This is a genomic window from Nitrosopumilaceae archaeon, from assembly GCA_035631875.1.
GTDB lineage: Archaea > Thermoproteota > Nitrososphaeria > Nitrososphaerales > Nitrosopumilaceae > TA-20.
Genome location: DASQHX010000011.1, coordinates 22,684 through 48,329 on the forward strand (window position 1 = coordinate 22,684; position 25,646 = coordinate 48,329).

Here is a 25,646-nt window from a genome sequence, read left to right on the forward strand (position 1 = left end):
ACACATTTCATCTGTGCAATCTAGCTCACGTGCTGCCATGATTTCCTCATTAAATTCAGTGGCAATGGGAGAAAAAAAAGCAGATGTGGTTTTGAAGAATTGTAAACTTGTTAATGTTTATTCTAGAGAAATAATATCTGGTAGCAATATATCCATTCTAAAAGATAGGATTGCTTACGTTGGAGCTAATGCTTCTCATACAATTGGAGAAAATACAGCAGTAATTGATTTAGAGGAAAGATTTGTCACACCGGGATTTGCAGATCCGCACATACACATAGATCAGTTTGTTTTACCATCGGAATTCGCAAAAAAGGCTCTCTTGTGTGGTACCACATCATTATTTTCAGATCCAATAGATATGGTAAGTGTATGTGGCTACAAAGGATTCAAGGAGTTTATTAAAATTTGTGAAAACTTGCCGATCCGACTTTTTCATGTAATTCCAGGAGGTCTGCCAGTTGACAGAAAATTTAGCCATGCCAAGACTTTGAGTTTGAGTGAAGAAAAATCAGCATTAAATTTAAAAAATGTACTTGGCCTTGGAGAAGTTTTTTCCTGGACAAAAGTAACAATGAAAGATCCAAAAACCATGCAAACTCTGAAGACCATGATAGAAAATGACTATATCATAAATGGTCACACCGCTGGAGCAAGTGATAAAAAATTAAATGCGTATATTTCATCAGGGATTCTTTCTTGCCATGAACCCATTGATTATGATCAAGTTGTAGAGAGATTGAGACTTGGCATGTGGATAATGATGAGGGAAGGTTCCATAAGAAGAGATTTGGACAAAATCATCCCTAGTGTCTTGTCACATGAAACATATCTTGATAGACTGATGTTTTGTTCAGATGGAGTAAATCCAAAAGATCTGTTAGAATTTGGTCTCATTGATCACTGTGTAAGAAAATCAATTGCACTTGGAATGGATAAAATTGACGCAATTTCTATTGCATCCAAAAACTGTTTTGACTATTATAATATGGGACGAGACTACGGTGGTATTGCGCCAGGTAAAATGGCAGATATTCTGGTTTTTGATGACCTTGATAAACTTAAACCAAAAAAGGTCTTTGTTGGTGGCAAACTTGTGGTATCTCACGGAGAGATTGTTATAAAGTTTAATGCAACTAAAATCCCAAAATGGATTACAAGAACTGTAAAGACTAGACGAAAGTTCATAGAAAAAGACTTTGTCATAAAAAGTTTAGCAAAATCCGTGAGGTCCATGGTAATAAAACTAGACACAGAAATAATAACAAAAATGGATTATGAGGAACTCCAAACAAGGGATGGAAATATCACATCATCTTTTGACAGGGATGTATGGAAAGTTGCAGCAATTGATAGAACACATGGAACTGGTAAATTCACTGTAGGTTTCTTGAAAAACTTTGGTGCAGATATTGGGGCTTTTGCTTCCACACAAAGCTTTCATGAAAATGACATGATTGTAATTGGTTCTAATGAAAAAGACATGGCTTTTGCGGCAAACAAATTATCTGACATACAGGGGGGGATAATAGCAGTAAAAAATCAAAAAATATTGGCAATTTTCTCTCTTCCTGTTGCTGGTCTGATATCTAAACTACCATTTGAAAATGCACTTTTAGAATTTTCAAATCTTAATGCAAAAATTATTGATGCTGGATGCAAGTTCAAAAATCCTCATCTGATCCCACTTTTTTTGCCATTTCTTGCCTTACCAGAAGTAAGAATTCTGTACAGCGGAATTGTAGATATTAAAAATAGAACATACATTGACATTTTGAATCACCCTAAGACGTAACAGAACCTAATTCAATAAGGTATTAAAAGGGGCAATTAATTATCGACAATAAGGGAATAATTTTGGCTTCAATTCAACAAACTCCACAAGGTCCTGTTTTAGTGTTAAAAGAAAGTGCACTTCAACAAAAAGGCAGGGATGCACAAAAAAATAACATAGCTGCAGCAAAATTGGTAGCAGAACTTGTACGTACAAGCCTTGGTCCACGAGGAATGGATAAGATGCTTGTAGATTCCCTAGGTGATGTCACAATAACAAATGATGGTGCTACAATTCTCAAAGAAATCGATGTTCAACACCCAGCTGCAAAAATGATGGTAGAAATTGCAAAAGCAGTAGATAATGAAGTTGGAGATGGAACAACCTCCTCAGTTGTATTTGGCGGTGCTCTCTTATCAAAGGCCGAGGAACTTTTGGATAAAGATGTTCATGCCACTGTAATAATAGAAGGCTATCAAGCTGCAGCAGAAAAAGCACTTTTACTTCTTTCAGAACTTGCAAAGGCTGTAGATCCACGTGAAAAGGAAACTCTTCTCAAAATAGCAAAAACAAGCATGAATTCAAAATTAATCTCAGATGATAGTGATATGCTCTCAAAACTTGTGGTAGATTCTATTTTGCAGGTAGTAGATAAACAGGGCGAATCCTATAAGGTAGATTTGGATAATATTAAAGTGGAAAAGAAAGCTGGCGGATCAATAAGAAATACCTCACTTATCAAAGGAATTGTTTTGGATAAAGAAGTGGTACACAGTGGCATGCCAACTAAAATTGAAAAAGCAAAAATTGCACTAGTAAATTCTGCACTTGAAATTGAAAAAACAGAAATGAGCGCAGAAATTCGAATTACCGATCCAACACAAATGCAGATGTTTCTTGAAGAAGAAAACAGAATGCTCAAAACAATGGTAGACAAAATACGTGAGATCGGAGCAAACGTACTGATATGTCAAAAAGGTATTGATGATATAGCACAGCATTATCTTGCAAAACAAGGTATTCTTGCTGTTAGACGAGTAAAAGAAAGTGATATGACAAAACTTGTAAAAGCAACAGGTGGAAGAATTATCACAAACCTTGATGATATCACATCAAAAGATCTTGGCTCTGCAGAACATGTAGAACAAAGAAAGGTTGAAACTGACAAATGGGTGTTCATTGAGGGATGCAAAAACCCACGTGCAATAACACTTCTTCTAAGAGGTGGCTCGCAAAGAGTAGTAGATGAAGTAGATAGATCAATGCATGATGCCTTGATGGTAGTTAAAGATGTAATAGAAAAACCAGCAATTGTCGCAGGTGGAGGCGCCCCTGAAGAATTTCTTGCTTCAAGTCTTAAGGACTGGGCTGATCGATTTGAGGGAAGAGAACAACTCGCTATTAAAAAATATGCAGAAGCTCTTGAAATAATTCCTCTTACAATTGCAGAAAATGCCGGTATGGATCCAATAAACACAATGATCACACTTAGAGCAAAACAGTCGCAGGGAAGAAAGTGGACTGGAATAGATGCAAGAAATACTCGCATAGCAGATATGTTTGCACTTGATATCATAGAGCCAGTAGCAGTAAAAGAGCAGATAATAAAATCTGCTACTGAAGCAGCCTGTATGATTTTAAGAATTGATGATGTAATAGCCTCTTCTGGTGGCAAAGGTGGCGGCGGACATGGTCCTCCAATGGGCTAAAATCCTCTCATGTTAGAGAAGCTGCAAAATCTTAACTTTGTTGGCTCAATTGTTGTTTTAAATGATTTTTTTCTAGACAGAATAATAAAGATAGATGACGCTGCAAAATTATTTGATCTTGTTTTACAAAAAAAAACTCTTGGGGGAAGTATAAGGGATATTCCTCAGGTTGATTTGAAGGGGGGTAATGCAACAAATGTTGCATTTGCACTTGCAAGACTTGATGCTCCAGTTTCATTGATTACTGTCGCAAATAAGACAAGCTCACAAATTCTTCACGATGCATTTTCAGAGTTTCCAAAATCATCTTTGTATATTATTGACGGAAAACCAGGCATGACTACCTCATTTGAATTTAACAACAATGGAAGCGTTGTAAATGTAATGTTGTCTGATTTAGGAGACAATGAAAATTTTGGACCTGAAAAACTTGGTTCAAATGAACAAAATGCAGTGAAAAATGCAGACGCAATAATAATAACAAATTGGGCAAGCAATAAGAAAGGTACAGAACTTTCAAAATTTGTATTTGAAAAATCACTAAAATCTTTACATTTTTTGGATCCAGCGGATATACAAACAAGACAAGGTGAATTCAAAATGGCAATATCTGAACTTGCACCAAATCTTCATTCTTTATCTCTAAATGAAAACGAATGCAATCTGCTTTTAAAACAATTTGGACTAGGAAATATAACTAAAGAAAATGAAACTAAAAGACTCGTTTCTGAACTTTCAGAAAAAACATCAATACCAATTGATTTACATACTACTTTTGGAGCTTTTTGGTCAAACGGTAAAGAGACAGCATTTGCAAAATCCTTTCCTACTGTAGTAAAGTTTGTTACTGGTGCAGGAGATGTGTGGGACGCCGCAAATATTTTGGGTTATCTTGCTAAACTTGAACCAAAAGAAAGATTACTTTTTGCAAATGCCACAGCATCGTTGTATGTTGGCAATTCAAATGGGATGCCACCAACAATGCAAGAAGTATTATCGTTGATTGCTGAGGTTCAATAATAGCTGTATAATTTACCATGTTTATCGAGCATTATCATGTTGATGTTTGACTCTGCAAGACGCTCAAGAGATTCGGTAGATACATATCCCTTGCCTTGAATCACTATCTTGTCGAACAGACAAGCACTAGCTGGTAGTTGCAAAACTTCTTTCGTGTTAGAAAACGGATCTATTCCTTGTGAGAATACTAGTCTAGTGTTTTTACTTTGATTGATAGACCATAACCGTGTAAGAATAATGATTTCATGAGATTAGTGTTGTGCCACTGCCTGATGATGTATCGGAACCACTCGATAATTTAGCTCCACTAGATGAAGGTTGAGTAGAATCTATTCTTTTATTCCAATCAATAGACCATCTTATGCCTAAATATACCAATCCAGCGTAAGAAGTTAAAATTATGACAGATCCGATAAATTCGTGGGGCAAATAAAAATCTAGAACGGATGCCACAGACCACGTCAATATAAGTAGTAATCCTCTACCTAATTTTTTAATCAGATAAAACGCTACTAATTGTGTTATAACGGTTGGTGCTAATAGTCCTATAATCTGCCATTTCATATTTACCTTCTTTGATTTATTTTCCCTTGACATCAATAATTTGTTGATCTTTACCGAACCTTAATCTTTACGACAACAGCATATCTTTGTGTGTGAAAGGGGGCAGACTATTTTTACTGAGGTTCAATAGTTGCCGGTGGTTTGCTTGAAATTACATAGCTTACCCAGGCAGCATCCTCAATCTCATTAGTGATTCTATTGCTTATTTTCTCTAGAATATTAATAGGAAGTCTTGTCCAATCTGCGGTCATTCCATCTATGGAATCCACTACTCTGACAGTAACAATATAACCATATTTTCGTTCATCTCCTACCACTCCTACTGCTTTATCATCTCCTACTGCTGCATAAGCTTGCCAAACTTTATCATGCAAATTTGCTGTGACAAGTTCATCTTCAACAATCTTGCTTGCAAGCTTACAAATTTGCAGTTTCTTTTCCGTTACTTCACCAATTATTCTAACTGCAAGACCAGGTCCTGGAAATGGGTGACGATTTAACAATTTATCAGGTACTCCAAGAGCCTTTGCAACCTTTCTTACCTCGTCTTTATAGAGAAAACGTAATGGCTCTAATACTTGCATGTTAAGCCATGAAGGCAAACCGCCAACATTGTGGTGTGTTTTTATCACTGAAGCAGGTCCTTTTGATACACCACTCTCAATTACATCTGGATAGAGTGTTCCCTGAGCCAACCATTTGAAGGGACCATTTTTTTCAGCAAACTCTGTAAATATCTGAACAAATTCTTCTCCGACAATTTTTCTTTTTTGTTCAGGATCTGTTATTCCTTTTAATCTTTTAAGAAACCTTTCTTTTGCATTTATGTGTGTAAAATTTACTGCAAAATTATTTTTGAACATGTTTTCCACTTCTTGTTCCTCATTTAATCTTAAAAGACCATTATCCACAAATACGCATTTGAGTCTGTTTCCTATTGATTTTTGAATCAAAAGTGCTGCTACTGTAGAATCCACTCCGCCACTTATACCACAAAGGACATTACCATCTATCTTTGAAATTTCAGCTACAGTTGTTTCAATAAAGTTTTCAATTGTCCAATCTTGTTTTGCTCTACATATATTTATTACAAAATTTCTAAGAATTTCTGTTCCTTTCTCGGTGTGAACTACTTCTGGATGAAACTGTATTCCATAAATTAGCTTTTGTTTATTTGCAATAGCAGCTGCATGAGAACTTTCAGTATGACCTATTATGTCAAAACCATCTGGAATTTTTTCTGCGGCATCTCCATGACTCATCCATGCTCTTATTGATTTGCCCATGCCAGATAGCAAATCAGAATCATTATCTACAGTAAGAGAAGAGGAACCATATTCCTTATTTGCACGCTTAACCTTACCTCCAAAATTATTAACTATCAATTGATGGCCATAACATATTCCTAAAACAGGAAGACCAATATCAAATATGCCTGTTTTTGGTTTTGGCGAGTCATTATTATAAACACTGGCAGGGCCTCCAGAGAATATGATTCCTTTTGGATTTAATTTTTTTAGCTCTTCAAGTGATATGTCAAAAGGTACGAGTTCTGCATATACAGAAAACTCTCTAATTCTTCTACAAATTAGATGACTATACTGTGATCCAAAATCTAGAACAACTATCTTGTCCATAACTTCACTTTTCTGAATTCTCAATCATACGGGAAAATGACCATGATGCTGTGTTTATGATTTCATTCACTCTTTCTCTTTCACGATAATTTTTGATCAAAATTTCTCTGATTTTATTTCCATCTTTATTTATTATGCAATTAATTACTGCATCTTCTGATATCTTTCCATTTTGTACCTCCAAATTGTCTTTGTTTTCCATTCCGCCAATTATTCTACCTAGGAAAAATGACTTGAATGGATGAGTTTCTGTATCTAGTATAACATCTTCCGATGGAATGATTACAACCTCATCTGGTGTGACATGTGCGTTTGCAATAATCTTATTATCTGCACTTCTTTTGATTGGTATCAAGGTAACTTTGTCTGGTAATGTGACACTTTTTTGTTCACTCTTAGATATCAAAGAAGATGCCTTGTTGAAGCTAGATTGTTTTATAACCGAATCTAAAATAGCAAGATTTTTTTCTAATTTCTCTATGTCTTTTTGACGTTGTTCGATCTCCGCAAAAATCCATTCTTTTAACTCTAAAATGTCACGAATCTGTTCTTCAGAGTAATCCATGTTTTTTTTAATAGTTCATGGATAATAAATATTAAAATGTATTATATCTTTAGAGCATTTTTCCAAGATCGGCATATCTTATCTTGCTAAAACCCTTGATTTGCTTTGATGTAGTGTATAATTCTGAATGACTCTGTAAAGCAAGCCATTCCAAAAGCTTCTTACCACGTCTGAGTTTTCTAATCTTTGTAGTTCTGTTGATAACTTTATTCTTGGAATACTTTCCTATCTTGGCTCCAAAATCCATTCCAAATAAAATAATTTTCTTTGCACCAAAGTGTTTAGCTAAAAACACACATCTGTCCCCATCCGTAAATCCGCCAAAATTATGTATATTTCCAAATGGTTTTCCTTCCGTAGTTCCTAGACAATATTTGAAGTCTGATGCCATGTATAATTTATCTATGTTATCTCCATGGGCATGTACTATCATAATTGCATTTTCATTACTTGCTTTTTTTAAAAATTTTTGATCGCCGTCAAGATCCGTAACTACAATATCAAATTTGATCCTATTTTCAATCAGTGCTTTTGTTGCACCATCAGCAACTATCTTTGTTATGTTTTTATATTTTTTCAATAAAGGTATTGATTGAGTAAGAGAAGAACCAGCTCCAATGACAAAAATAGTTTGATTTTTTATCATTTTTTCTAATTTTCTTAAAGGAAATTTGGTTCTCAAAATTGAATTTAAAACTCTAGCAGATTGCGTATCTTTTCTTCTACTATACTGGAACTCTCTCAAAATTTCAGTATATTTTTTCTCCCATCCTTTTAGTCTCATGTAAATCTAAATGTATGAGGGGTAAATCATAAACCATGTGAATAGATTAGGACCAGTTTCTGTGGGAGGATTTAATCCAGTACGAATAATGGGAATAATTAACTCCAGTCCAGAATCATTTTTTAAGGAATCTGTAACAACTGATTCAAAAAAGCTATCTCAAATGATAAAAAAGATGGAAGATGAAGGAGCAAATTTTGTGGATGTTGGAGGTATGTCTACTGCACCATATCTGAATACTTTAATTTCTGAAAAAATAGAAATTGCAAGAATAACTAGAGCAGTTAAAACAATTCAAAAAGTTTCTAACATCCCAATTTCGGTTGATACTTGCAGAGCTCAAGTTGCAAAATCTGCACTAGAACTTGGTGTAGACATTGTTAATGATATTTCTGGGCTCAAATACGACAAAGATATGAGAAAAATTGTAGAAAAATTTGAACCTTCTCTTATTTTATGTGCTTATAGTAAAAATGTGATAAGAGGAAATCAACTCAGACAAACAAGAAATCTTATACGTGAAAGTATTATAATTGCAAAATCTGTAAATATTTCATCTAACAAAATTGTTGTTGACCCTGCAATTGGATTTTTCAGAAAATCAGGAAAGAACAATTTTTTCACAAAAATAAATTCAGATTGGCTAAAAAGAGATCTATTGATTTTAAATAATTTGAAATTAATCAAACAGAAAAATCCAATGCTTGTTTCCGTTTCACGTAAATCTTTTATTGGAAGCTTGTTAAAAATAAAAAATCCTAATGAACGACTCTATGGTTCTATTGCTGCCGAAGTAATAGCAGTTCTTAATGGTGCAGATATTATACGAACACATAACGTGAGGGCAACTAGAGAGGCGATTCAAATTGCACAAAAATTATCTTCTCATTTCAGGAAAGGCTTATAACACAAATTCATTTTACACTAGAAGGTTTAGTTGGAAATACGAGAAGGACTAACGTTTGATGATGTACTCCTCGTTCCTAAACGATCGAGTATAGTTACTAGATCACAGACTAACCTACAAACTAAACTTTCCCGAAATCTCTCTCTTAACATTCCTATAATCAGCGCAAACATGGATACAGTAACCGAATCTGCCATGGCAGTTGCAATGGCACGTGAAGGTGGAATAGGAATAATACATAGATTTCTTACAATCACTGAACAAGTAAATGAGGTACTCAAAGTAAAGCGCTCCGGAAGCATAATTATTGAAAATCCATATTTTATCAGACCAGATCAAACTGTAAAGGAAGCTGTAGAGTATATGCGAGAAAAAGGCGTGTCAGGTCTTTTAGTTACTGATGCTGATATGAAACTAGAGGGAATATTGACAAGACGTGATATAGTTATGCTTGAATCAGATGATCAGAAAAAACTTGTAAAAGATGTTATGACAAGTGATGTGATTACTGCAAATTTTGGAGTAGGTATCTCTGAAGCAAAAGAAATTTTGCGTAAAAATTGTATTGAAAAATTGCCGCTCTTAAATGAAAGGGGACATGTAAAAGGACTGATAACAAGTAAGGACATCATCAACGCAGGTAATTATCCAGCTGCTTCAAAGGACAAAAAAGGTAGACCGCTTGTTGGAGCAGCAGTAGGGGTAAAAGGAGACTTTATGGAAAGAACAGAGGCTCTGCTTGATGCTGGTGCAGATGTGATTGTAGTTGATATTGCACACGGACATAGTGATAATGCCCTAAACACAGTACGTCTGATCAAAAAGGCATTTCCAAATAGTGAGTTAATAGCAGGAAATGTTGCAACAGCTCAAGGAGCAGAGGATCTAATCAAAGCAGGTGTAGATGCAGTCAAAGTTGGAGTAGGTTCTGGTTCAATTTGTATAACAAGGGTGATAACAGGTTCTGGTGTGCCACAACTGACAGCAGTGTTTGACTGTGCAGAAATTGGTAAAAAATATGGCATTCCTATAATCTCTGACGGTGGAGTGAGAACTTCGGGTGATGCAACAAAAGCACTTGCAGCAGGTGCATCTACAGTTATGGTTGGTAGTATTCTTGGCGGCACAGATGAAAGTCCTGGTTCACCTGTGATGAGAAATGGAAAGAGATTCAAAATTTACAGAGGTATGGCTTCATTTTATGCATCACTTGGAAGAAAGTCAAAGGAAACAGGTACTGTCTCTATTGGTGATGATCTTAATGATTATGTTGCAGAAGGTGTAGAGGCGATGGTTCCGTATAAGGGAAGTGTAACTGATATCATTAAACAATTGACTGGTGGAATACGTTCAGGATTAAGCTACTGCGGTGCAAACACCATTCCACAAATGCAAGAAAATGCAGAATTTATGAAAATGTCAAGAGCAGGATTTGTAGAAAGTCAACCACATGATGTAGATTTGATGTAACCCACTTTAAATATAATAAAAATATAAAATCGACATGCTCACTAAAAAGACAGCCATTGGAATAGGAATTGGTAGTCTTGCTATTGTATTAGGATCATATTTTCTAATCATAGCAATCTCATCTAATACTCACCAAGTAAATGATATAGTTGGAGTTGGCCAAAATGATGTATTCAAATTTAATGCAGAGAAACATTTCCAAGAACTACTTAATGTTACTGGAAACTCTTTTCACGTAAAATTAAAATCACCCTCTGATGGGTTGCAGATAGACAATGATTTTAAAAAAGAGATAAGCTTTGATTGGGTTAGCCTTGAAAACGGTGAGCATTTTATTAATATAACAAATACTGGAGATTCAGTTCTTCATGTATCAGGTAAACTAAATGCAACAATAAATCCATTGATAATCACGTCGCACCTAATAGTGATATCATCTGGTGTACTAATCATTGGAATTAGTGCTGCGTTTTCAATAAGAAAGCCGCGAGGTTTTTAGCTCAATTCTGCGCGTGCATATGAACCAAGTACCTTGAGAAATAATGTGTGCTGTTTTATCCTTTCAAGCATTTCTTGAACATGGGGATCTTCTAGATTCCCTTCAAAATCAACGTAGAAATTGTATTCCCATGGTGTGGATTTTGTAGGTCTAGATTCTATTTTTGTCAAATTTATTTTATTTGCATTAAATTTTTCAAGGATGCTATAAAGTGCTCCAGGAACATGCTTTATAGAAAATATTATTGAGGTCTTGTCTTTAGCTGTTTTTTCTTGTTTTTTAGTTGCAAGAATTAAAAATCGGGTATAATTATTTATGTTGTCTTCTATTCCTTCTTTTATTACAGGAACCTTGTAGATCTCAGCAGCTTTTTTACTTGCAATACATGCCAAATTGTCCTTTTTTAATTCAAGAAGGATCTTGACACTTCCAGCTGTATCATAAGTGGGTATTGGCTTTAGCTTGTGTTCTTGGATGAATTTTCTACACTGTCCAAGAGCTTGTGGATGTGAATAAACAGTATCGATTTTTTCTAAACCATCAAACCCTATGAGACAATGTTTTATTCTATGATAAATCTCACCTACTACATTTAACTTGGTTGTTAAAAGAAGATCATAACTTTCACCTACGCTGCCTTCAAGTGAATTTTCAACTGGTAATATCGCATAGTCTGATTTACTTTGCTCTGTTGATTCTAAAACTTCGTAAAAGGTTGGATATGGTATTGTCTGCACACCCTCTTTGAAAAAATGAATTGCTGCTGCTTCACTATAGGCACCTCTCTCTCCTTGAAATGCAGTTCGAAGCATTGTCTTTACTTGGAACCGAGTTTTATAAAATCGCTGTTTCCAAACTTAGTTGAAAGTTTCCTTTCTTCAATATAGCCACAATCAACACACTTTACATTTCCACCAATTGTGACTACCTTTCCTGCACATTGGTTACATTGTGTAAATAATACTCCAAGTTCTGGTTCGCTGATTGTAGCATGGATTGCTCCATTTAGATGACTAATGACCTTTACCATAATTATGTCGCTAACTCTTGCTATGATTCTTTTCTTTGCACCCTTTGCTTGACAAATACATTCAAGACCAGAATGAGTTGGTTTTCCATTAATGTAAAGTATGGCTACTGCAAACATGTTATTCATAAGTGCAGACACATTTCCAATTACTAGGTCGTTTATCTGTGGGACTGCTGGTGACTTTACCTGATTAATTTTTGCAATTCGATTTGTTTTATCAAAATTACTCGTGCCAATGACAACTGATCTTATAGTATGACCATCATCAAATGTGTTAACACCAGTTTCAAACTCTTCAATAATTGCAATCTTATCGCCTGGTAAGCTTGGTTTTTGAGACAATGTCTAAAATTTGAAATTTGGTAATTATAATTGTTTATGGATATAAATAGGCAGAAAATCGAACTAATGAGACATAATTTGATCTAATCATCTAATAATTTAGAACTCCTGTAATTAAAATAATAAAATCTATCTAAAATCATATGGTTTCCTACATTTGGCATCGGTCACAGGATGTGAGGGTAACAATTGTCCTATAATTTAAGAAAATTTGTTCAGGAAGAGATAGATTCAGGTATAGGTGATATTGGAAGGTTACAATTTATTTTAAATTCACTCGATGAAGACAAAACTCTTTATCAAAGTGATCAAAAATACCTTGAAGCTCGAATTTCAAAACATACTAAAAAAATGACTGCCTTAAAAAATGAGACAGAAAATGTATTCAAAAATAGTGAAAATCAAAATATTATAATGATGAAAAATCTTCCACATCATTATATAAAATCAGGACAAGATCAACAAACTACAATATTTTTAAATAAATCAGAAATGATTGCTCAATCAGACATGCAAAAAACTCTAATGGAAGCAAAAGAAAAACTGGAGAATGTACTAGAACGGATCGAAAAATTTGAGAGAAACTTAGGGGGATCAGAATTTGAACTAATAGCACCTGAAGTTGAACAAAATTACTTGTCAAATGAATTACGTGATTTTACAGAGACGCGGAAATTGAATAATACTAAGATCAAATTAGAAAAAAATAAAAATAAACAAAAAATGGATAAGAATCTTCTTACTATTGCTAAAGTACTAGTAGCGATGACAATTGTGACAATTACTCCTACACTTGCGGGTCTATGGTTTTTTGGAATATTAGAAGGAAAGTTGACATGGCAAAATCATGAAATAACCTACAGCGATGTTAGTGCAATACTACATTTGCTTTTATTTGCACTTATTTTTATTTTAATGGCTTGGGCAGTATTTGTAATTCTCTCTGTGATATCAAATAAGAAAACCAAAAATCAATCACAGGTTATGAAATTATGACCAGTATTTAGTCTGGATTGTAATTGTTTATAGCCAATGCGGAATTTGCAAAAATCCATCTATGCTTTCATTTTTTAAGAGTTTTAAAAGAGCATTTGCTTGTGGTGTCGAAAGCACTGGTTTTTGGAAATGATTATCTATTGATATTCTAGGGCATGCAACTTGGATGAATGCATCAATTCCCTTCAGATTACCTAGCTTGTCGTCAGTAATATCAGTAAGGGCAAAGAGTTGTACTTTCTTTCCAGCTTTTTCAAGCTCTTTTTTGAATTTTAAAGCAGTTACTTTTGAAAATTGTCCTTCCTTTAGACCAATAACAATTCCAAAGGTTTCTGCTCCCATTGCTTTGTATACGGAAAGAATTGCTTTCTTTTGCAATTTTTCAGAAAATTCTGTCACTTCTCTTATCTCTTCAAAATATGGATCAAGAATGAAAGTTGGCTTGCCAGAAGAAAGGGCTATTCCAGCAGCATGAAAAGAGCTTTGACCCAAAAATACATTTGCATCTACACTGTTTTTTGTTTGCGATGTTGGATAAAACTCACATCCAAAAACCTGACCATCGTTTAGTTGTCCTTTTCCATCTCCAATTTTAACTATGATTCCTCCTTCCTCAAGGATTTTTTTTACTTTCTCAATCTCTAAAAGATGTTGACTATCTGTAACAAGTGAAACTGTTTTTCCTGCAAGCTCAACAGCACATTTTCTTGCAACCTTTTCAAAAGAAATGTTATCATAGGCATCTATGATAACAACATTTTCCCCAAAATTAGTTGAATTTACTGTGTGACCTATGTGAAATAGTATTTCTGCTCCAAGAACTTTGGCTCCATTAGTGTTCATATCACATGTTCCAAAACAGGTGTCAGCAAGGACATATGCTGGTACATCAAACTTTTCCATTATTTTCGATGCAGTCTCTTGAATTTTTGGTAATAATCCATCTGGACCATTCAAAGCTACTGAAACAGGTCTTCGTTTTTCTATCTCATCAAAAATTCTTTTTTCATCAATTACTATCATTTACTTCAAATCTCCTGATTTTTAATTTAAATCAACCGACCTACACAATATTTAATATCACAGGTACTACACTCCAAAGACATGGCGATTGCATTTGTTCTGATAAATGCAGAACTTGGAGCAGAAAATGAGCTTGTGAATCAATTAAAAGCCATTGAAAATGTAAAGTATGTTTATGTTCTTTACGGTGCATATGATCTTGTGGTAAAGATTGAAGCCCCAAACAGTGAGGTACTAAAAAAAACCATTTCAAATAACATAAGGCAACTCAAAAATGTACGTTCCACACTTACAATGACGGTCATTGATGAAAACTGATTCTATACTTCACATAGGTTTTGATGATACTGATTCAAGAAAAGGTATGTGTACTACATTTCTTGCATACAAGATTGTTGAATATCTCAAAAAAGAGCAAGTCAAGTTTTTAGATTATCCGTATTTGATTAGATTTAATCCAAACATACCTTGGAAGACACGTGGAAATGGAGCTGTAGCATTAAAGATTAAAACTGACAAACCAGAATATATTAAAAAAAACATTATTGAATTTATTAAAAAATATTCTGCAATAAAAGATGGTGCAAACCCAGGTCTTGTTTTTTATCAAAGTGAAAAAATTCCCTCACATTTTTCTGAATTTGGAGATAGGGCACTATGTAGTTTAATTAAAAGAAATAATGCAAAAGAATTTGTTTTAAAAAATGGATTAGAATCATTTTATCTTGGTAATGGTCAAGGATTGATTGGTGCTATAGGTGCAGTCGGATATGCTTTTGATGATTGTACTTTTGAATTAATTAGTTATAGAAATAAATCAAATTTTGGAAAGAAAAGAGAAATTTTCAAACAAAGCGTAAAGAAAATGCAGGACTTGACATATCCAAATACATTTAACAGTTTTGATGAAGAAAAGAATAGAATTCTAATTGCTCCACATGGACCAGATCCAGTTTTTTTTGGTATTAGAGGTGAGGACATTAACTCTGTAATTCATGGTAAATCACTTGTTCACTCTCCTGAAAAGCTTGATGGCTATATGATATTTAGAACAAACCAAGGCACTGGGGCCCATTTAAAAAATGAACTTGATGTGCATAATTTAAAACCATTTTCATCTGGTTATATTACTGGAAGAATTTCCGATGTACCTAAGGTAAAGATCGGTGGACATGTGATTTTTTCCATAATAAAAGATGACCAAAAAATCAACTGTGCAGTTTACAAGCCAACGAGACTAACTAAAATTGTTTCAAAGCTAATCAAAGGAGATTTAATAAAAGTTGGTGGTGGAGTACGAAAAGCAACCAAAAACCATCAAAGAATTCTAAATGTAGAGTTTCTTCAAGTCTTGAGGTTGGAAAAAAACATGAAAACGGTTAATCCTCTCTGTCATATCTGTAATAAAAGGACAAAATCAAAGGGCAAAAATCAAGGCTTTGAATGTGTAAAATGTAAAAAAGCATTCTCAAATAAAATATTTGAAGAAATTCCAAGAGAAATTAAATGTAGACTTTATGTGCCTACCCTTTCTGCACACCGACATTTGACTAGACCAATTCAAAGAATTGGAAAGTTAAACAATAAAATTGAATTTGACGACTCAAGAAAATGGTTTCATATCTCAAAATCTGGACTAGTAAATCAAAAACTTGAAATTAAAATCAATACTAGAAAACTAAAACATTGATCAAATCAATCTGTGAAGAAGATAGCGGGGAGTAGATTTGAACTACTGATTTGCGGGTTTCTCATCGGTTTTGATTATGAGCCCGCCGGGATGACTTTGCCCAAGTAGTCTGGCTTCCCCACCCCGCTAACTAAAAAGATGTCTGAGGGTGATATATACGCTTTATCTAATTTTAGAAATAATTAATAGGATTTGTAAAGTGTCACACTTGTGGATAAAAAAATTAGGATAATAGGAATTCTTGCAGCAATTGCAGCTTCTATTATAATTTTAACATCGCCATCTAATTCTGTTGTAATACCAAAACCAACTGCTAGTTCAATTGGAACAGACGCTGTACAAATTGTTGCGACAAACTTGCAAAAACCTTGGTCTTTAGATTTTACAAATGACAAAATTTTCTTTACTGAAAAAATAGGTCAAATAAGAGTCATAGATAAAGGTGTTTTAGTAACAGAACCAGTTGCAGACTTGAAAGTTGCAGATGTTACTGATGGCGGCCTACTTGGACTTGCACTAGATCCAAATTTTGTACAAAATCACTATCTTTATGTATTTTACACCTATCAAGATGGGGATAAGCTTTGGAACAAGGTTCTTAGAATAACTGAACTAAACAATAGACTTTCTGGCGCTCAGGTCATTTTAGATAAAATTCCTGGTGCTGAATTTGATGATGGAGGAGTCATAAAATTTGGTCCTGATAAAAAATTGTATGTAGGTACAGGTGATGCAACAAATGATACTTCCTCTCAAGATTTAAAATCACTTGCTGGGAAAATTTTAAGATTAAATAATGACGGTTCTATACCGTCAGATAATCCAATATCTGGATCTCCTGTTTTTTCATATGGACATAGGGATCCCCAAGGTCTGACATGGGATAATTATGATAACCTATACGAATCAGAACAGGGACCTACTAAAAATGATGAAATTAATCTCATAAAACCTGGACAAAACTATGGATGGCCGGCACAGGAATGTTCAGGTTCTACAAAATATGTGGATGCCTTGATTTGTTATAATCCAAGCTTAGAACCAGGAGGAATTACGTATTATTCATCTAACAAGCTTGATCTTGGAAATAATCTAGTAATGGCTACATTAAGGGGAACAAACCTATACCAATTGACACTAGGAAATGGAGCAATTACATCACAAAAAATCATATTGGATGGATTGGGACGAATTCGTGACGTCAACATGGGCCCTGATGGTTATCTTTACATTCTTACAGGAAACACAGATGGAAGAGGATTTCCGGACAAGACAGATGATAAACTATTGAGGATAGTAAAATAAATTGGCAGATTCATCCATCCCTAAATTTCATGAAAAAAACAAGGAAGAGCGGATAAAAAAAGTGGCGTCATTTTCTGGTCTATCAAAGAAAGACATTAAGATCTTAAAAAATGAAGGTGGAATATCCTTTAATGATGCAAACAACATGGTTGAAAATGCTATAGGTACAGTATCATTCCCGCTTGGAATAGCAACTAACTTTCGGATAAATGACAAAGACTATCTCATTCCAATGGTAATAGAAGAGTCATCTGTTATAGCAGCTGCCTCAAAAGCTGCCAAGATAGCAAAAAAACAAGGGGGATTTACTATGAAGGCAGATGATTCCTACAGTATTGGACAAATCCAAGTGGTGGATGTTAAAGTAAAATCCGCAATGTCTAGTGTCATGAGTTCTAAAAAAGAGATCATAAAACTTGCTAATTCAAAAAGCAAAACACTTTCCAAAATGGGAAAGGGTGCAAAACAAGTTACATGTAAGAAAATAAACAGCGATTCTGGACCAATGTTAATTGTTGAGCTTCTAATAGATGTTGGAGATGCAATGGGAGCTAATGTTACAAACACAATGTGTGAAGGTGTAGCTCCTTTGATTGAAAAATTAACTGGAGGACAAGTAATTCTTAAAATACTTTCAAATTATTCTACAAAAAGGCTGGTACAGGGGACAGCTATATTTGATAAAGAAGAACTTGGAGGTCAAGAAACTGTTGATAAAATAATATTAGCATATCATTTTGCAGCAAATGATCCATATCGTGCTGTCACTCACAATAAAGGAGTAATGAATGGAATAATTGCAGTTGCCAATGCTACAGGTCAAGACACAAGAGCTATAGAGGCAGCAGCGCATGCATATGCATCAAAAACAGGAAAATACGGTTCACTTACAGAATGGAAAAAAGGCAAAGATGGAAACTTGATTGGTAAAATAGAATTGCCAATGTCTGTTGGTATAGTAGGAGGAATTGTAAATGTTCATCCTATGATTAAGGTATGTGCAAAAATTCTTAGAGTAAAATCTGCAAAAGAACTTGCATGTATCATTGGAGCAGTTGGACTTGCCCAGAACTTGAGTGCACTACGTGCACTTGCGTCTGAAGGAATTCAGAAAGGACACATGAGACTACATGCAAGAAATATTGCGACAAGTGCAGGCGTTACTTTAGATAAGATGAACAAGGTTACCAGACAAATGATACAAGAAGGAAACGTCTCAGTACACAGAGCTAAAGAAATACTCAAAGAACTTTAGCGACCAAGATATATATCTAAAATCCCTTGCAAGGACTACGTTGAACTCTGTTAAATTTGCAATTCCTAAAGGTAGTATTGAGGAAGCTACTTTCAAGATTCTAGAACAGTCATGGACTAAGGTAAGACGCAGAGACCGTACATACAGAGTGGTATTAGATGATCCTCAAATTACAGTAAAGATGTTAAGACCGCAAGAGATTCCAAATCTTGTCTTTGACGGGTTATACGATGTAGGGATAACAGGAAAAGATTGGGTAAAGGAAACAAACGCCGATGTACAAACTCTTTTGGATCTAGAATATGGTAAAATAAAATTAGTAATTGCAATTCCAGACTCTTATAATTTCAAATCACTTGACGAAATGATATTATCATATGCAAAAAAGAAAAAAATTCTTAGGATTTCTTCTGAATATCTTACGACTGCGGCAAAATTCATAAAACAATCTAAAAACTACAAAAAACTCTACGGTTCAAAAGAACCACTAATCATAACTCCTTGGATGAGAATTGGTTCAAACAAAAATGTTCAGATCTTTCTTTCTTTTGGTGCTACAGAGGCCAAGCCTCCTGAGGATGTAGATGCAATTATGGATGTAACTGAAACTGGTACTACTTTAACTCAAAACCAACTAAAAATAATTGATACTGTAATGGAATCTACAGCCATCTTAATTGCAAACAAGTCATCATTAAAAGATAGAGCAAAAAGAGAAAAAATCTATGACATTGTAACCTTGCTGAGGGGCGCAGTAGAGGGAAGAAAACACCTACATCTATTCCTAAACGTACGTACACAAAACCTTGCTAGATTGTTAAAAGAACTTCCTTCACTAAAACGCCCTACAATTAGTCCACTAAGTGAAAAAGGCTGGTATGGAATAAACACAGTAATTCCAAAATCTGAATTACACAAACTTGTTCCAAAACTTAGAAAAATTGCGCAGGGATTAGTAGTTCACGAACCAAAACAAATACTTGCCCTTGAGGAGATAAAACGTGATGAGGAAAATTGATGAGAATCATTTCAGTTCGAAATATCAACACTACGGTAGAATCTGTACGACCAAAAATTAATCAACAAAACAGGAACAAAGTCAAATTCATCATCTTAGATGTAAAAAAAAGAAAGGATAAGGCAATAAAAGAATATGAAAAAAAATTTACAGGTGCTAATCTTAAATCAATAAGGGTTTCATCAACTGAAATTAAAAATGCATATTCTAAAGTAACAAAACAACAGATTGCTGCAATTAAACTAGCAAAGAAAAGACTAGAGAAATCAGAACTTACTGTAAAGAATCAACTCAAAAAAATCGTATTACAAATTGATGGAATAAAAATAAATCGAGACTTTGTTCCTCTTCAAAGTATAGGATGTTACATTCCTGGTGGTGCTGCCAGATATCCTAGTACTGTAGTAATGTCTGTAACCCCTGCCAAAGTAGCTGGAGTTAAAAAAATTATTTGTGTAACACCACCAAACAAAAATGGTATGATTGATCCATTGACTCTTGTTGCTGGCAATATTTGCGGCGTAGACGAATTTTACAAGACTGGTGGTGCACAAGCAATTGCCGCACTAGCATATGGTACAGAATCAATATCAAAAGTAGACAAGATAGTTGGACCTGGGGGTTCCTTTGTAACTCTAGCAAAATCACTTGTAAGCGAGATTGTTTCAATCGATATGATTGCAGGTCCAACAGAACTGGCAATTATAGCTGATTTAACAGCAAACCCTGATCTGGTTGCTTCGGATTTGATATCGCAAGCAGAACACAGTCCAGACACAACATGTTGTTTGATAACAACCTCCACAAAACTAAAAGATTGTGTAATAGAATCTTTAAAACAAAAAATTCCTGCAATAAAACGATCAAAAATAGTAAGTGAAAGTTTAAAGAAAAATGGATTTGTTGCAATTTGTAGGAATGTAGATGACACTATAGAATTTGCTAACAAACTTGCTCCAGAGCACTTGGAAATAATTACAAAAAACCCTGAAAATATAGCAAAGAAAATTACCGCAGCAGGTCTTGTTCTTATTGGAGAAAATACCCCTTCGTCTGCAAGTGATTACCTATTTGGCTCAAATCACATACTTCCTACTAATGGATTTGGAAAATCTAGAGGTTCACTTGGAGTATTAGACTATATGAAAATACAAAATAAAATAAAATCCACAAAGGCTGCACTAGAAAAAATATCTGATTCTATGAAGGCATTTACATATGCGGAAGGATTACCAAATCACTACGAAGCAGTAAGGAGCAGATTAAGTTGAAGACAGGTTGGTTCAAGAAAAAAGTAGATGAGCTTTCAAAACTAAAAGGATACAAAAAGCCTGACAAGTATTCAAACGTAATCAAGCTTGATTCAAACGAAAACTATGCAGTGAAAAGAGAATTTACTTTAGATTTGATTAGCCAAACACAGGAAAGTCTGGATATCAGGGAATATCCGTTAGGAGGCACAGAAAGACTCGTAGAAGCGCTTTCTGTTTATACCAAAATTCCGCCAGAAATGATAGGGGTGGGAAATGGTTCTGATCAGATAATTGATTTAATACTTACAAACTTTGCGTCAAAAGAAACAAAGATCCTGACATCAGAACCCACATTTGGTTTTTTTGAAGAGAGATGTAAACTATATTCTATTCCAACTATAAGAATTCCTTTTACAAATCGCATGACACTAGATATTGAAAAATTCATCTTAAATGCTAAGAAAGCAAAAATATTGTATCTTGATTCGCCAAATAACCCAACAGGATTTCAATTTACAAAAAATGAACTTGAACAACTAATTCGAGAATTTGAGGGTCTAGTCATAATTGATGAAGCATATGTTGAATTTGCTGATTATTCAGTACTTGATTTGACCAAAAAAGTAGATAATCTGATTGTTCTTAGAACATTATCAAAATCATTTGGACTTGCGGGCTTGCGTATTGGGTATTTTATTGCAAACAAAAAGGTGGCAGATGTTTTTAATAAAATCATTCAATACCCCTACCCATTAAACACAATTGCAATAGAATCTGGAATTTTGGCACTACAAAAATCAAAATATTTCTTAGATGTTGCAAATCAAATTAAAAAAGAAAGATTACGAATAATAGAAAAACTTCGTACTATGAAGGTGTTTGAAGTTTATGATTCAAAAGCAAATTTTGTTCTTTTTGTTGCACGTGGTTCTAGTCAACGCATCTACAAAGCTCTAATTGAACAGGGAATTTTAGTAAAAAACTTGGGAAAAATAGGTAACCACGAGGGATGCTTGAGAGTTACTGTAGGTTCTGAAGAGATGAATTCAAAATTTCTTTTGGCTATTCGTGATTTATTGACATGACACTTGAAAAATTAGATAACGGCATCTTTGTAGATACTTCAAAAACTGACAAAATAAAACGTCTTGATGGAATAATATTTGATTGCGATGGTGTACTAATTGATGTCTCAAACTCATATGATCTTGCCATAAAAAAAACAACTGACTTTGTTGTCAAGGAATTTGCAAAAATAGATCAATCTAACTTTGTAAATACCCAGATGATAAATGGTTTTAAAGACACAGGAGGTTTCAACGATGAAGTTGATGTTACTTATGCCATGATATTATCTATTGTTGCTGCAAAAAAACTAAAAAAACCATTTTCAGAATTCATTTTTGATGTTATAAAGAATTCAGATCAAAGCGGAATACGATCGGTTGAAAAATATCTTGGAATTCTAAAAGTTGATCTTTCTGAAATAAGAAAAAAACTTGCATATCCTGGACCTCGTTTCACAAGTGCACTGTCTTCTATTTTTGATGAAATATTTTATGGTACTAAATTATATTATGATCTCTATAAAAAAAAGCCAAACTTTTTTGATGGAAAAGGGCTTATAGAAAATGACACAGTACTTGTAAAAAAACAACTAATAGATTCACTGAAAAAAAAACTTGGCAAAAAACCTGCTATTGTTTCTGGAAGAGGAATTATTTCTGCAGGATATTCGTTAAGGGAATTATTTGAAGAATTTGATCTAAAAAATTCAAAGTTTTTAGAAGATGAACCTCGTGAGCTTGCTAAGCCCAACCCTGCCTCGCTCATATCATCAATCAAAGGATCAGGTTTCACATGTACTTTGTATGTTGGCGATTCCATGGAAGACTATATCATGGCAAAAAAATCAGATGAAATAGGTAACAAGACAATTTTTTGTGGTATTTATGGTACCAGTAAAGAGCCTGAGACAAAACGAAAACTCTTTGAGAAAAATAATGTAGAAATTATATTAGAAACCATAGATTTGATTCCGAAGACATTAAATCTAGTTGGGGCATAAACTCATTCTCTGCAGGAATTTATATGAAATCAAGAATAGGTAATATCAATAGGAAAACCAAAGAAACTCAAGTTTCTGTAACTGTAAATCTTGATGGAAATGGCAAAATTTCTGTCATGACAGGAATTAATTTTCTTGATCACCTAATAACAAGCCTTGGGAAACATTCCATGCTTGATCTTAAACTGAACGCAGTTTCAAAAGATGGAATAGCACATCATTTGATTGAAGATGCTGCCATAGCACTTGCAAGTGCGATGGATTCTGCTCTTGGTAATAGATCTGGCATAGTAAGATTCGGACATGCCTCAGTACCAATGGATGAATCACTAGCTGAAGCATCACTTGATCTAGTTAAACGTCAATATCACAAAATTGATCTTGCAATTGAACAAAATCAATTAGAAGGAATATCCAAGGAAGATCTGGAACATTTCTTTCGTTCTTTTGCTCAGAATCTTAACATCTGTATGCATATCACTGTAAAGTATGGAGAAAATGATCACCACAAAATTGAGGCAGCAATAAAGGCATTTGCAGTTGCATGGAGGACGGCTGTAGGGTCAGATAAAAAACAAAAAGGAATACCAAGTACTAAAGGTGCCATGTGATGGTCAAAGTTGCAATATTTGATTATGGTGCAGGAAATATATTCAGTCTAAAGACATCCTTAGAAAAAAACGATGCAACTGTAGATGTAATAAATAGTCTTAACAATACAGATGAATACTCAGGACTCTTATTGCCTGGAGTTGGAAACTTTGATCCAGCAATCCATAGTTTAGCACTATCAAAAAAATCATTTAGAGATTTGGTAAAAAACCAAATTCCAGTTCTTGGAATTTGCCTTGGAATGGAAATGTTTTTTGAAAAAAGTGAAGAGGGAAAAGCAAGCGGACTTGGAGTTTTAGATGGAGAAGTAATTCTACTTCCAAACAAGCTCAAGATCCCACATATGGGTTGGAATGACTTGCAAATTAAAAAATCAAGTAAACTTTTGGAAGGAATTCAAAATGGTTCATGGGTTTATTTTGTACACTCGTATAGGGCAAAACCACAAAACTCAGAAATAATAAAAGCAGATTCTGATTATGGAATAAGTGTTCCTGCAGTTATAGAGAGTGGTTCACTTTTTGGCACGCAATTTCATCCTGAAAAATCTGGCAAGGTGGGTTCAATAATGATTAAAAACTTTTTACGAGAGTGCAAAAAGTGAAAGTTATTCCAGCAATTGACCTTATGGATGGTAAGGTAGTGCGCCTTGTTAAAGGAGATCCAAAAAATAAAACAATTTACAGTGATGATCCGGTAGAAACTGCAAAAAAGTGGCAAAATGCGGGTGCAGACACATTACACATAGTTGATCTTGACGCAACTCTTGGAACCGGTTCTAATTTGAAAATAATTAAAAAAATTGGACAAAACATTTCTATTCCAATTCAAGTTGCAGGTGGTTTACGTAATGAAGACATCATACATGACGTACTTTCTTTTGCATCAAAAGCTGTAATTGGCACACTTGCATTTAAAAAAAAAGAAATTTTGCCAAAAATTTTGGCAAAGTATGGTGAGAATAAAATCATCATATCTACAGATCAACTAAATGGAAAAATTGTTATAGATGGATGGAAACAAAGCACAGACATTGAATTGATATCTGGAATTGAAAGCTTTGTCAAACTGGGATTTTCTGAATTTCTCTTGACAAGTGTTGATCGAGATGGAACTATGCAGGGACCAGATCTAATATCTCTTCAGATGGCATGTGCCATAAAAAATACTAGAATCATTGCAAGCGGCGGAATATCAAGTCTAAAAGATACTATCGACGTGAAAAATTGTGGAGCACATGGAGTTATTCTTGGAAAAGCACTATATGATAGAAAAATTTCAATTGAACAGGTTCGGGAAATAATATGACTTTAACCAAGAGAGTAATTCCTTGTTTGGATGTAGACAAGGGAAGAGTTGTAAAAGGCATGCACTTTGCTTCCATAAAAGATGCAGGTGATCCTGTTCTATTGGCTGAAAAATACAGCAATGAAGGGGCTGATGAGCTTGTCTTTCTTGATATCACTGCATCAGAACAACAAAGGGAAACAATCAAAACACTTGTCACTAAAGTTGCTCAAGTTATAGATATCCCATTTACAGTTGGCGGTGGTGTAAAAACGTTACAACATGCTAGAGACATTTTGTTAAGTGGCGCAGATAAAGTTGCAATAAACACTGGTGCTGTAAAAAATCCCGAAATTTTGACAAAACTTATGGAAATTTTTGGTAAACAGTGTGTTGTTGTTGCAATGGATGTAAAACGTAATTATGATTTTAAAAAGGGAAAAAATATTTTTTCCAATAACTCTGAAAAATTTTGGTTTGAAGTGTATATCTATGGTGGAAAGACTCCGACAGGCCTTGATGCAATAGAATGGGCAAAGGAAGTTGAAAGACGTGGTGCTGGTGAGATACTTCTTACAAGTATAGATATGGATGGCACAAAAGAAGGCTATGATGTTCAGTTAACAAAGGAAATTGTAAACGCTGTTAACATACCTGTAATTGCCTCTGGAGGATGTGGAAAACCAAAACACATGCTAGATGTTTTTCTTCAAACTAATGTTGATGCAGCTTTAGCAGCATCAATATTTCATTATAAGACACATTCTGTAGACAGGGTTAAAGAATATCTAAAAGAAAATGGTGTTCCTGTTAGAATATAGAAAAAGATTAAGAAAGG

The 25,646-nt window shown here is 34.4% G+C and carries 27 protein-coding genes and 1 tRNA gene; 19 read left to right on the forward strand and 9 right to left on the reverse strand.

Annotated features, from left to right (window positions below; genetic code table 11):
• The first annotated feature begins 64 nt into the window (after positions 1–64).
• From VEU72_07010 to VEU72_07020, 3 genes are all read left to right on the forward strand, one after another.
• Entirely contained in the window at positions 65–1,795 is a 1,731-nt protein-coding gene (locus VEU72_07010) for an adenine deaminase C-terminal domain-containing protein (protein ID HYL66889.1), read from the forward strand.
• 62 nt (positions 1,796–1,857) lie between these two features.
• Positions 1,858–3,483, forward strand: coding sequence for a thermosome subunit beta (gene thsB / locus VEU72_07015; GenBank protein HYL66890.1), 1,626 nt, complete (start codon positions 1,858–1,860; stop codon positions 3,481–3,483).
• A 9-nt stretch (positions 3,484–3,492) separates the two neighbouring features.
• Entirely contained in the window at positions 3,493–4,503 is a 1,011-nt protein-coding gene (locus tag VEU72_07020; protein ID HYL66891.1) for a PfkB family carbohydrate kinase, read from the forward strand.
• On the opposite strand, the gene VEU72_07025 is transcribed toward VEU72_07020, so the two are convergent.
• The 5 genes from VEU72_07025 to VEU72_07045 all read right to left on the reverse strand — a co-directional run bounded on the left by VEU72_07025 (position 4,497) and on the right by VEU72_07045 (position 8,053).
• Positions 4,497–4,646, reverse strand: a complete 150-nt coding sequence (locus VEU72_07025) for a hypothetical protein (GenBank protein HYL66892.1) — start codon at positions 4,644–4,646, stop codon at positions 4,497–4,499. The two genes, VEU72_07020 and VEU72_07025, sit on opposite strands and share 7 nt — an antisense overlap.
• Before the next feature lie 100 nt (positions 4,647–4,746).
• Complete coding sequence (locus tag VEU72_07030) at positions 4,747–5,067, reverse strand: hypothetical protein (protein HYL66893.1); 321 nt, start codon at positions 5,065–5,067, stop codon at positions 4,747–4,749.
• Positions 5,068–5,180: 113 nt separating this feature from the next.
• The gene (gene guaA, locus VEU72_07035) at positions 5,181–6,704 is read right to left on the reverse strand and encodes a glutamine-hydrolyzing GMP synthase (protein ID HYL66894.1); all 1,524 of its coding nucleotides are present in this window, start codon (positions 6,702–6,704) and stop codon (positions 5,181–5,183) included.
• Positions 6,705–6,708: 4 nt separating this feature from the next.
• Positions 6,709–7,269 (reverse strand): hypothetical protein, encoded by a 561-nt coding sequence (locus tag VEU72_07040; protein HYL66895.1) that lies wholly within the window; start codon positions 7,267–7,269, stop codon positions 6,709–6,711.
• Positions 7,270–7,318: 49 nt separating this feature from the next.
• Entirely contained in the window at positions 7,319–8,053 is a 735-nt protein-coding gene (locus tag VEU72_07045; protein ID HYL66896.1) for a 6-hydroxymethylpterin diphosphokinase MptE-like protein, read from the reverse strand.
• Between the two features lie 37 nt (positions 8,054–8,090).
• On the opposite strand from VEU72_07045, the gene folP reads away from it, so the two are divergent.
• The 3 genes from folP to VEU72_07060 are packed head-to-tail and all read left to right on the forward strand — an operon-like array spanning position 8,091 to position 10,929.
• A complete protein-coding gene (gene folP, locus VEU72_07050) occupies positions 8,091–8,960 on the forward strand; it encodes a dihydropteroate synthase (GenBank protein ID HYL66897.1) in 870 nt (289 codons plus the stop codon).
• Positions 8,961–8,990: 30 nt separating this feature from the next.
• Positions 8,991–10,430, forward strand: a complete 1,440-nt coding sequence (gene guaB, locus VEU72_07055) for an IMP dehydrogenase (protein HYL66898.1) — start codon at positions 8,991–8,993, stop codon at positions 10,428–10,430.
• A gap of 34 nt (positions 10,431–10,464) precedes the next feature.
• On the forward strand, positions 10,465–10,929 hold the full coding sequence (locus tag VEU72_07060) for a hypothetical protein (protein HYL66899.1): 465 nt from the start codon (positions 10,465–10,467) through the stop codon (positions 10,927–10,929).
• Here VEU72_07060 and pheA read toward each other — a convergent pair.
• Together pheA and VEU72_07070 are read right to left on the reverse strand one after the other, a co-directional pair.
• Positions 10,926–11,741, reverse strand: coding sequence for a prephenate dehydratase (gene pheA / locus VEU72_07065; GenBank protein HYL66900.1), 816 nt, complete (start codon positions 11,739–11,741; stop codon positions 10,926–10,928). The genes VEU72_07060 and pheA overlap by 4 nt on opposite strands.
• Before the next feature lie 5 nt (positions 11,742–11,746).
• On the reverse strand, positions 11,747–12,301 hold the full coding sequence (locus tag VEU72_07070) for an exosome complex RNA-binding protein Csl4 (protein ID HYL66901.1): 555 nt from the start codon (positions 12,299–12,301) through the stop codon (positions 11,747–11,749).
• 189 nt (positions 12,302–12,490) lie between these two features.
• Here VEU72_07070 and VEU72_07075 point away from each other — a divergent pair, with 189 nt between their 5' ends.
• Positions 12,491–13,297, forward strand: coding sequence for a hypothetical protein (locus VEU72_07075; protein HYL66902.1), 807 nt, complete (start codon positions 12,491–12,493; stop codon positions 13,295–13,297).
• Between the two features lie 27 nt (positions 13,298–13,324).
• On the opposite strand, the gene dph2 is transcribed toward VEU72_07075, so the two are convergent.
• Positions 13,325–14,320 (reverse strand): diphthamide biosynthesis enzyme Dph2, encoded by a 996-nt coding sequence (dph2, locus tag VEU72_07080; GenBank protein HYL66903.1) that lies wholly within the window; start codon positions 14,318–14,320, stop codon positions 13,325–13,327.
• Positions 14,321–14,401: 81 nt separating this feature from the next.
• On the opposite strand from dph2, the gene VEU72_07085 reads away from it, so the two are divergent.
• Positions 14,402–14,638 (forward strand): Lrp/AsnC ligand binding domain-containing protein, encoded by a 237-nt coding sequence (locus tag VEU72_07085; GenBank protein HYL66904.1) that lies wholly within the window; start codon positions 14,402–14,404, stop codon positions 14,636–14,638.
• Positions 14,628–16,010, forward strand: coding sequence for a tRNA(Ile)(2)-agmatinylcytidine synthase (locus VEU72_07090; GenBank protein ID HYL66905.1), 1,383 nt, complete (start codon positions 14,628–14,630; stop codon positions 16,008–16,010). The genes VEU72_07085 and VEU72_07090 overlap by 11 nt, the downstream gene beginning before the upstream one ends.
• A gap of 22 nt (positions 16,011–16,032) precedes the next feature.
• Here VEU72_07090 and VEU72_07095 read toward each other — a convergent pair.
• Positions 16,033–16,138, reverse strand: a tRNA-Met gene (locus tag VEU72_07095).
• Between the two features lie 82 nt (positions 16,139–16,220).
• Here VEU72_07095 and VEU72_07100 point away from each other — a divergent pair.
• From VEU72_07100 to hisF, 10 genes are read left to right on the forward strand one after another with little or no spacing between them, the layout of a single operon-like run.
• Complete coding sequence (locus VEU72_07100; protein ID HYL66906.1) at positions 16,221–17,315, forward strand: PQQ-dependent sugar dehydrogenase; 1,095 nt, start codon at positions 16,221–16,223, stop codon at positions 17,313–17,315.
• 1 nt (position 17,316) lies between these two features.
• On the forward strand, positions 17,317–18,570 hold the full coding sequence (locus tag VEU72_07105; protein ID HYL66907.1) for a hydroxymethylglutaryl-CoA reductase, degradative: 1,254 nt from the start codon (positions 17,317–17,319) through the stop codon (positions 18,568–18,570).
• A 40-nt stretch (positions 18,571–18,610) separates the two neighbouring features.
• On the forward strand, positions 18,611–19,588 hold the full coding sequence (gene hisG, locus VEU72_07110) for an ATP phosphoribosyltransferase (GenBank protein ID HYL66908.1): 978 nt from the start codon (positions 18,611–18,613) through the stop codon (positions 19,586–19,588).
• Positions 19,588–20,859 (forward strand): histidinol dehydrogenase, encoded by a 1,272-nt coding sequence (gene hisD / locus VEU72_07115; GenBank protein HYL66909.1) that lies wholly within the window; start codon positions 19,588–19,590, stop codon positions 20,857–20,859. The genes hisG and hisD overlap by 1 nt, the downstream gene beginning before the upstream one ends.
• Positions 20,856–21,926, forward strand: coding sequence for a histidinol-phosphate transaminase (gene hisC / locus VEU72_07120; protein HYL66910.1), 1,071 nt, complete (start codon positions 20,856–20,858; stop codon positions 21,924–21,926). The genes hisD and hisC overlap by 4 nt, the downstream gene beginning before the upstream one ends.
• Entirely contained in the window at positions 21,923–22,909 is a 987-nt protein-coding gene (locus VEU72_07125) for a phosphatase (GenBank protein HYL66911.1), read from the forward strand. Before hisC ends, VEU72_07125 begins: the two co-directional genes overlap by 4 nt.
• Before the next feature lie 23 nt (positions 22,910–22,932).
• The gene (locus tag VEU72_07130) at positions 22,933–23,520 is read left to right on the forward strand and encodes an imidazoleglycerol-phosphate dehydratase (GenBank protein HYL66912.1); all 588 of its coding nucleotides are present in this window, start codon (positions 22,933–22,935) and stop codon (positions 23,518–23,520) included.
• Positions 23,520–24,125: an imidazole glycerol phosphate synthase subunit HisH gene (gene hisH / locus VEU72_07135; GenBank protein HYL66913.1), complete on the forward strand. Its 606-nt coding sequence runs from the start codon at positions 23,520–23,522 to the stop codon at positions 24,123–24,125. The genes VEU72_07130 and hisH overlap by 1 nt, the downstream gene beginning before the upstream one ends.
• A complete protein-coding gene (locus tag VEU72_07140; protein ID HYL66914.1) occupies positions 24,122–24,829 on the forward strand; it encodes a 1-(5-phosphoribosyl)-5-[(5-phosphoribosylamino)methylideneamino] imidazole-4-carboxamide isomerase in 708 nt (235 codons plus the stop codon). The genes hisH and VEU72_07140 overlap by 4 nt, the downstream gene beginning before the upstream one ends.
• Positions 24,826–25,629, forward strand: coding sequence for an imidazole glycerol phosphate synthase subunit HisF (gene hisF / locus VEU72_07145; GenBank protein HYL66915.1), 804 nt, complete (start codon positions 24,826–24,828; stop codon positions 25,627–25,629). The genes VEU72_07140 and hisF overlap by 4 nt, the downstream gene beginning before the upstream one ends.
• The last annotated feature ends 17 nt before the right edge of the window (positions 25,630–25,646 follow it).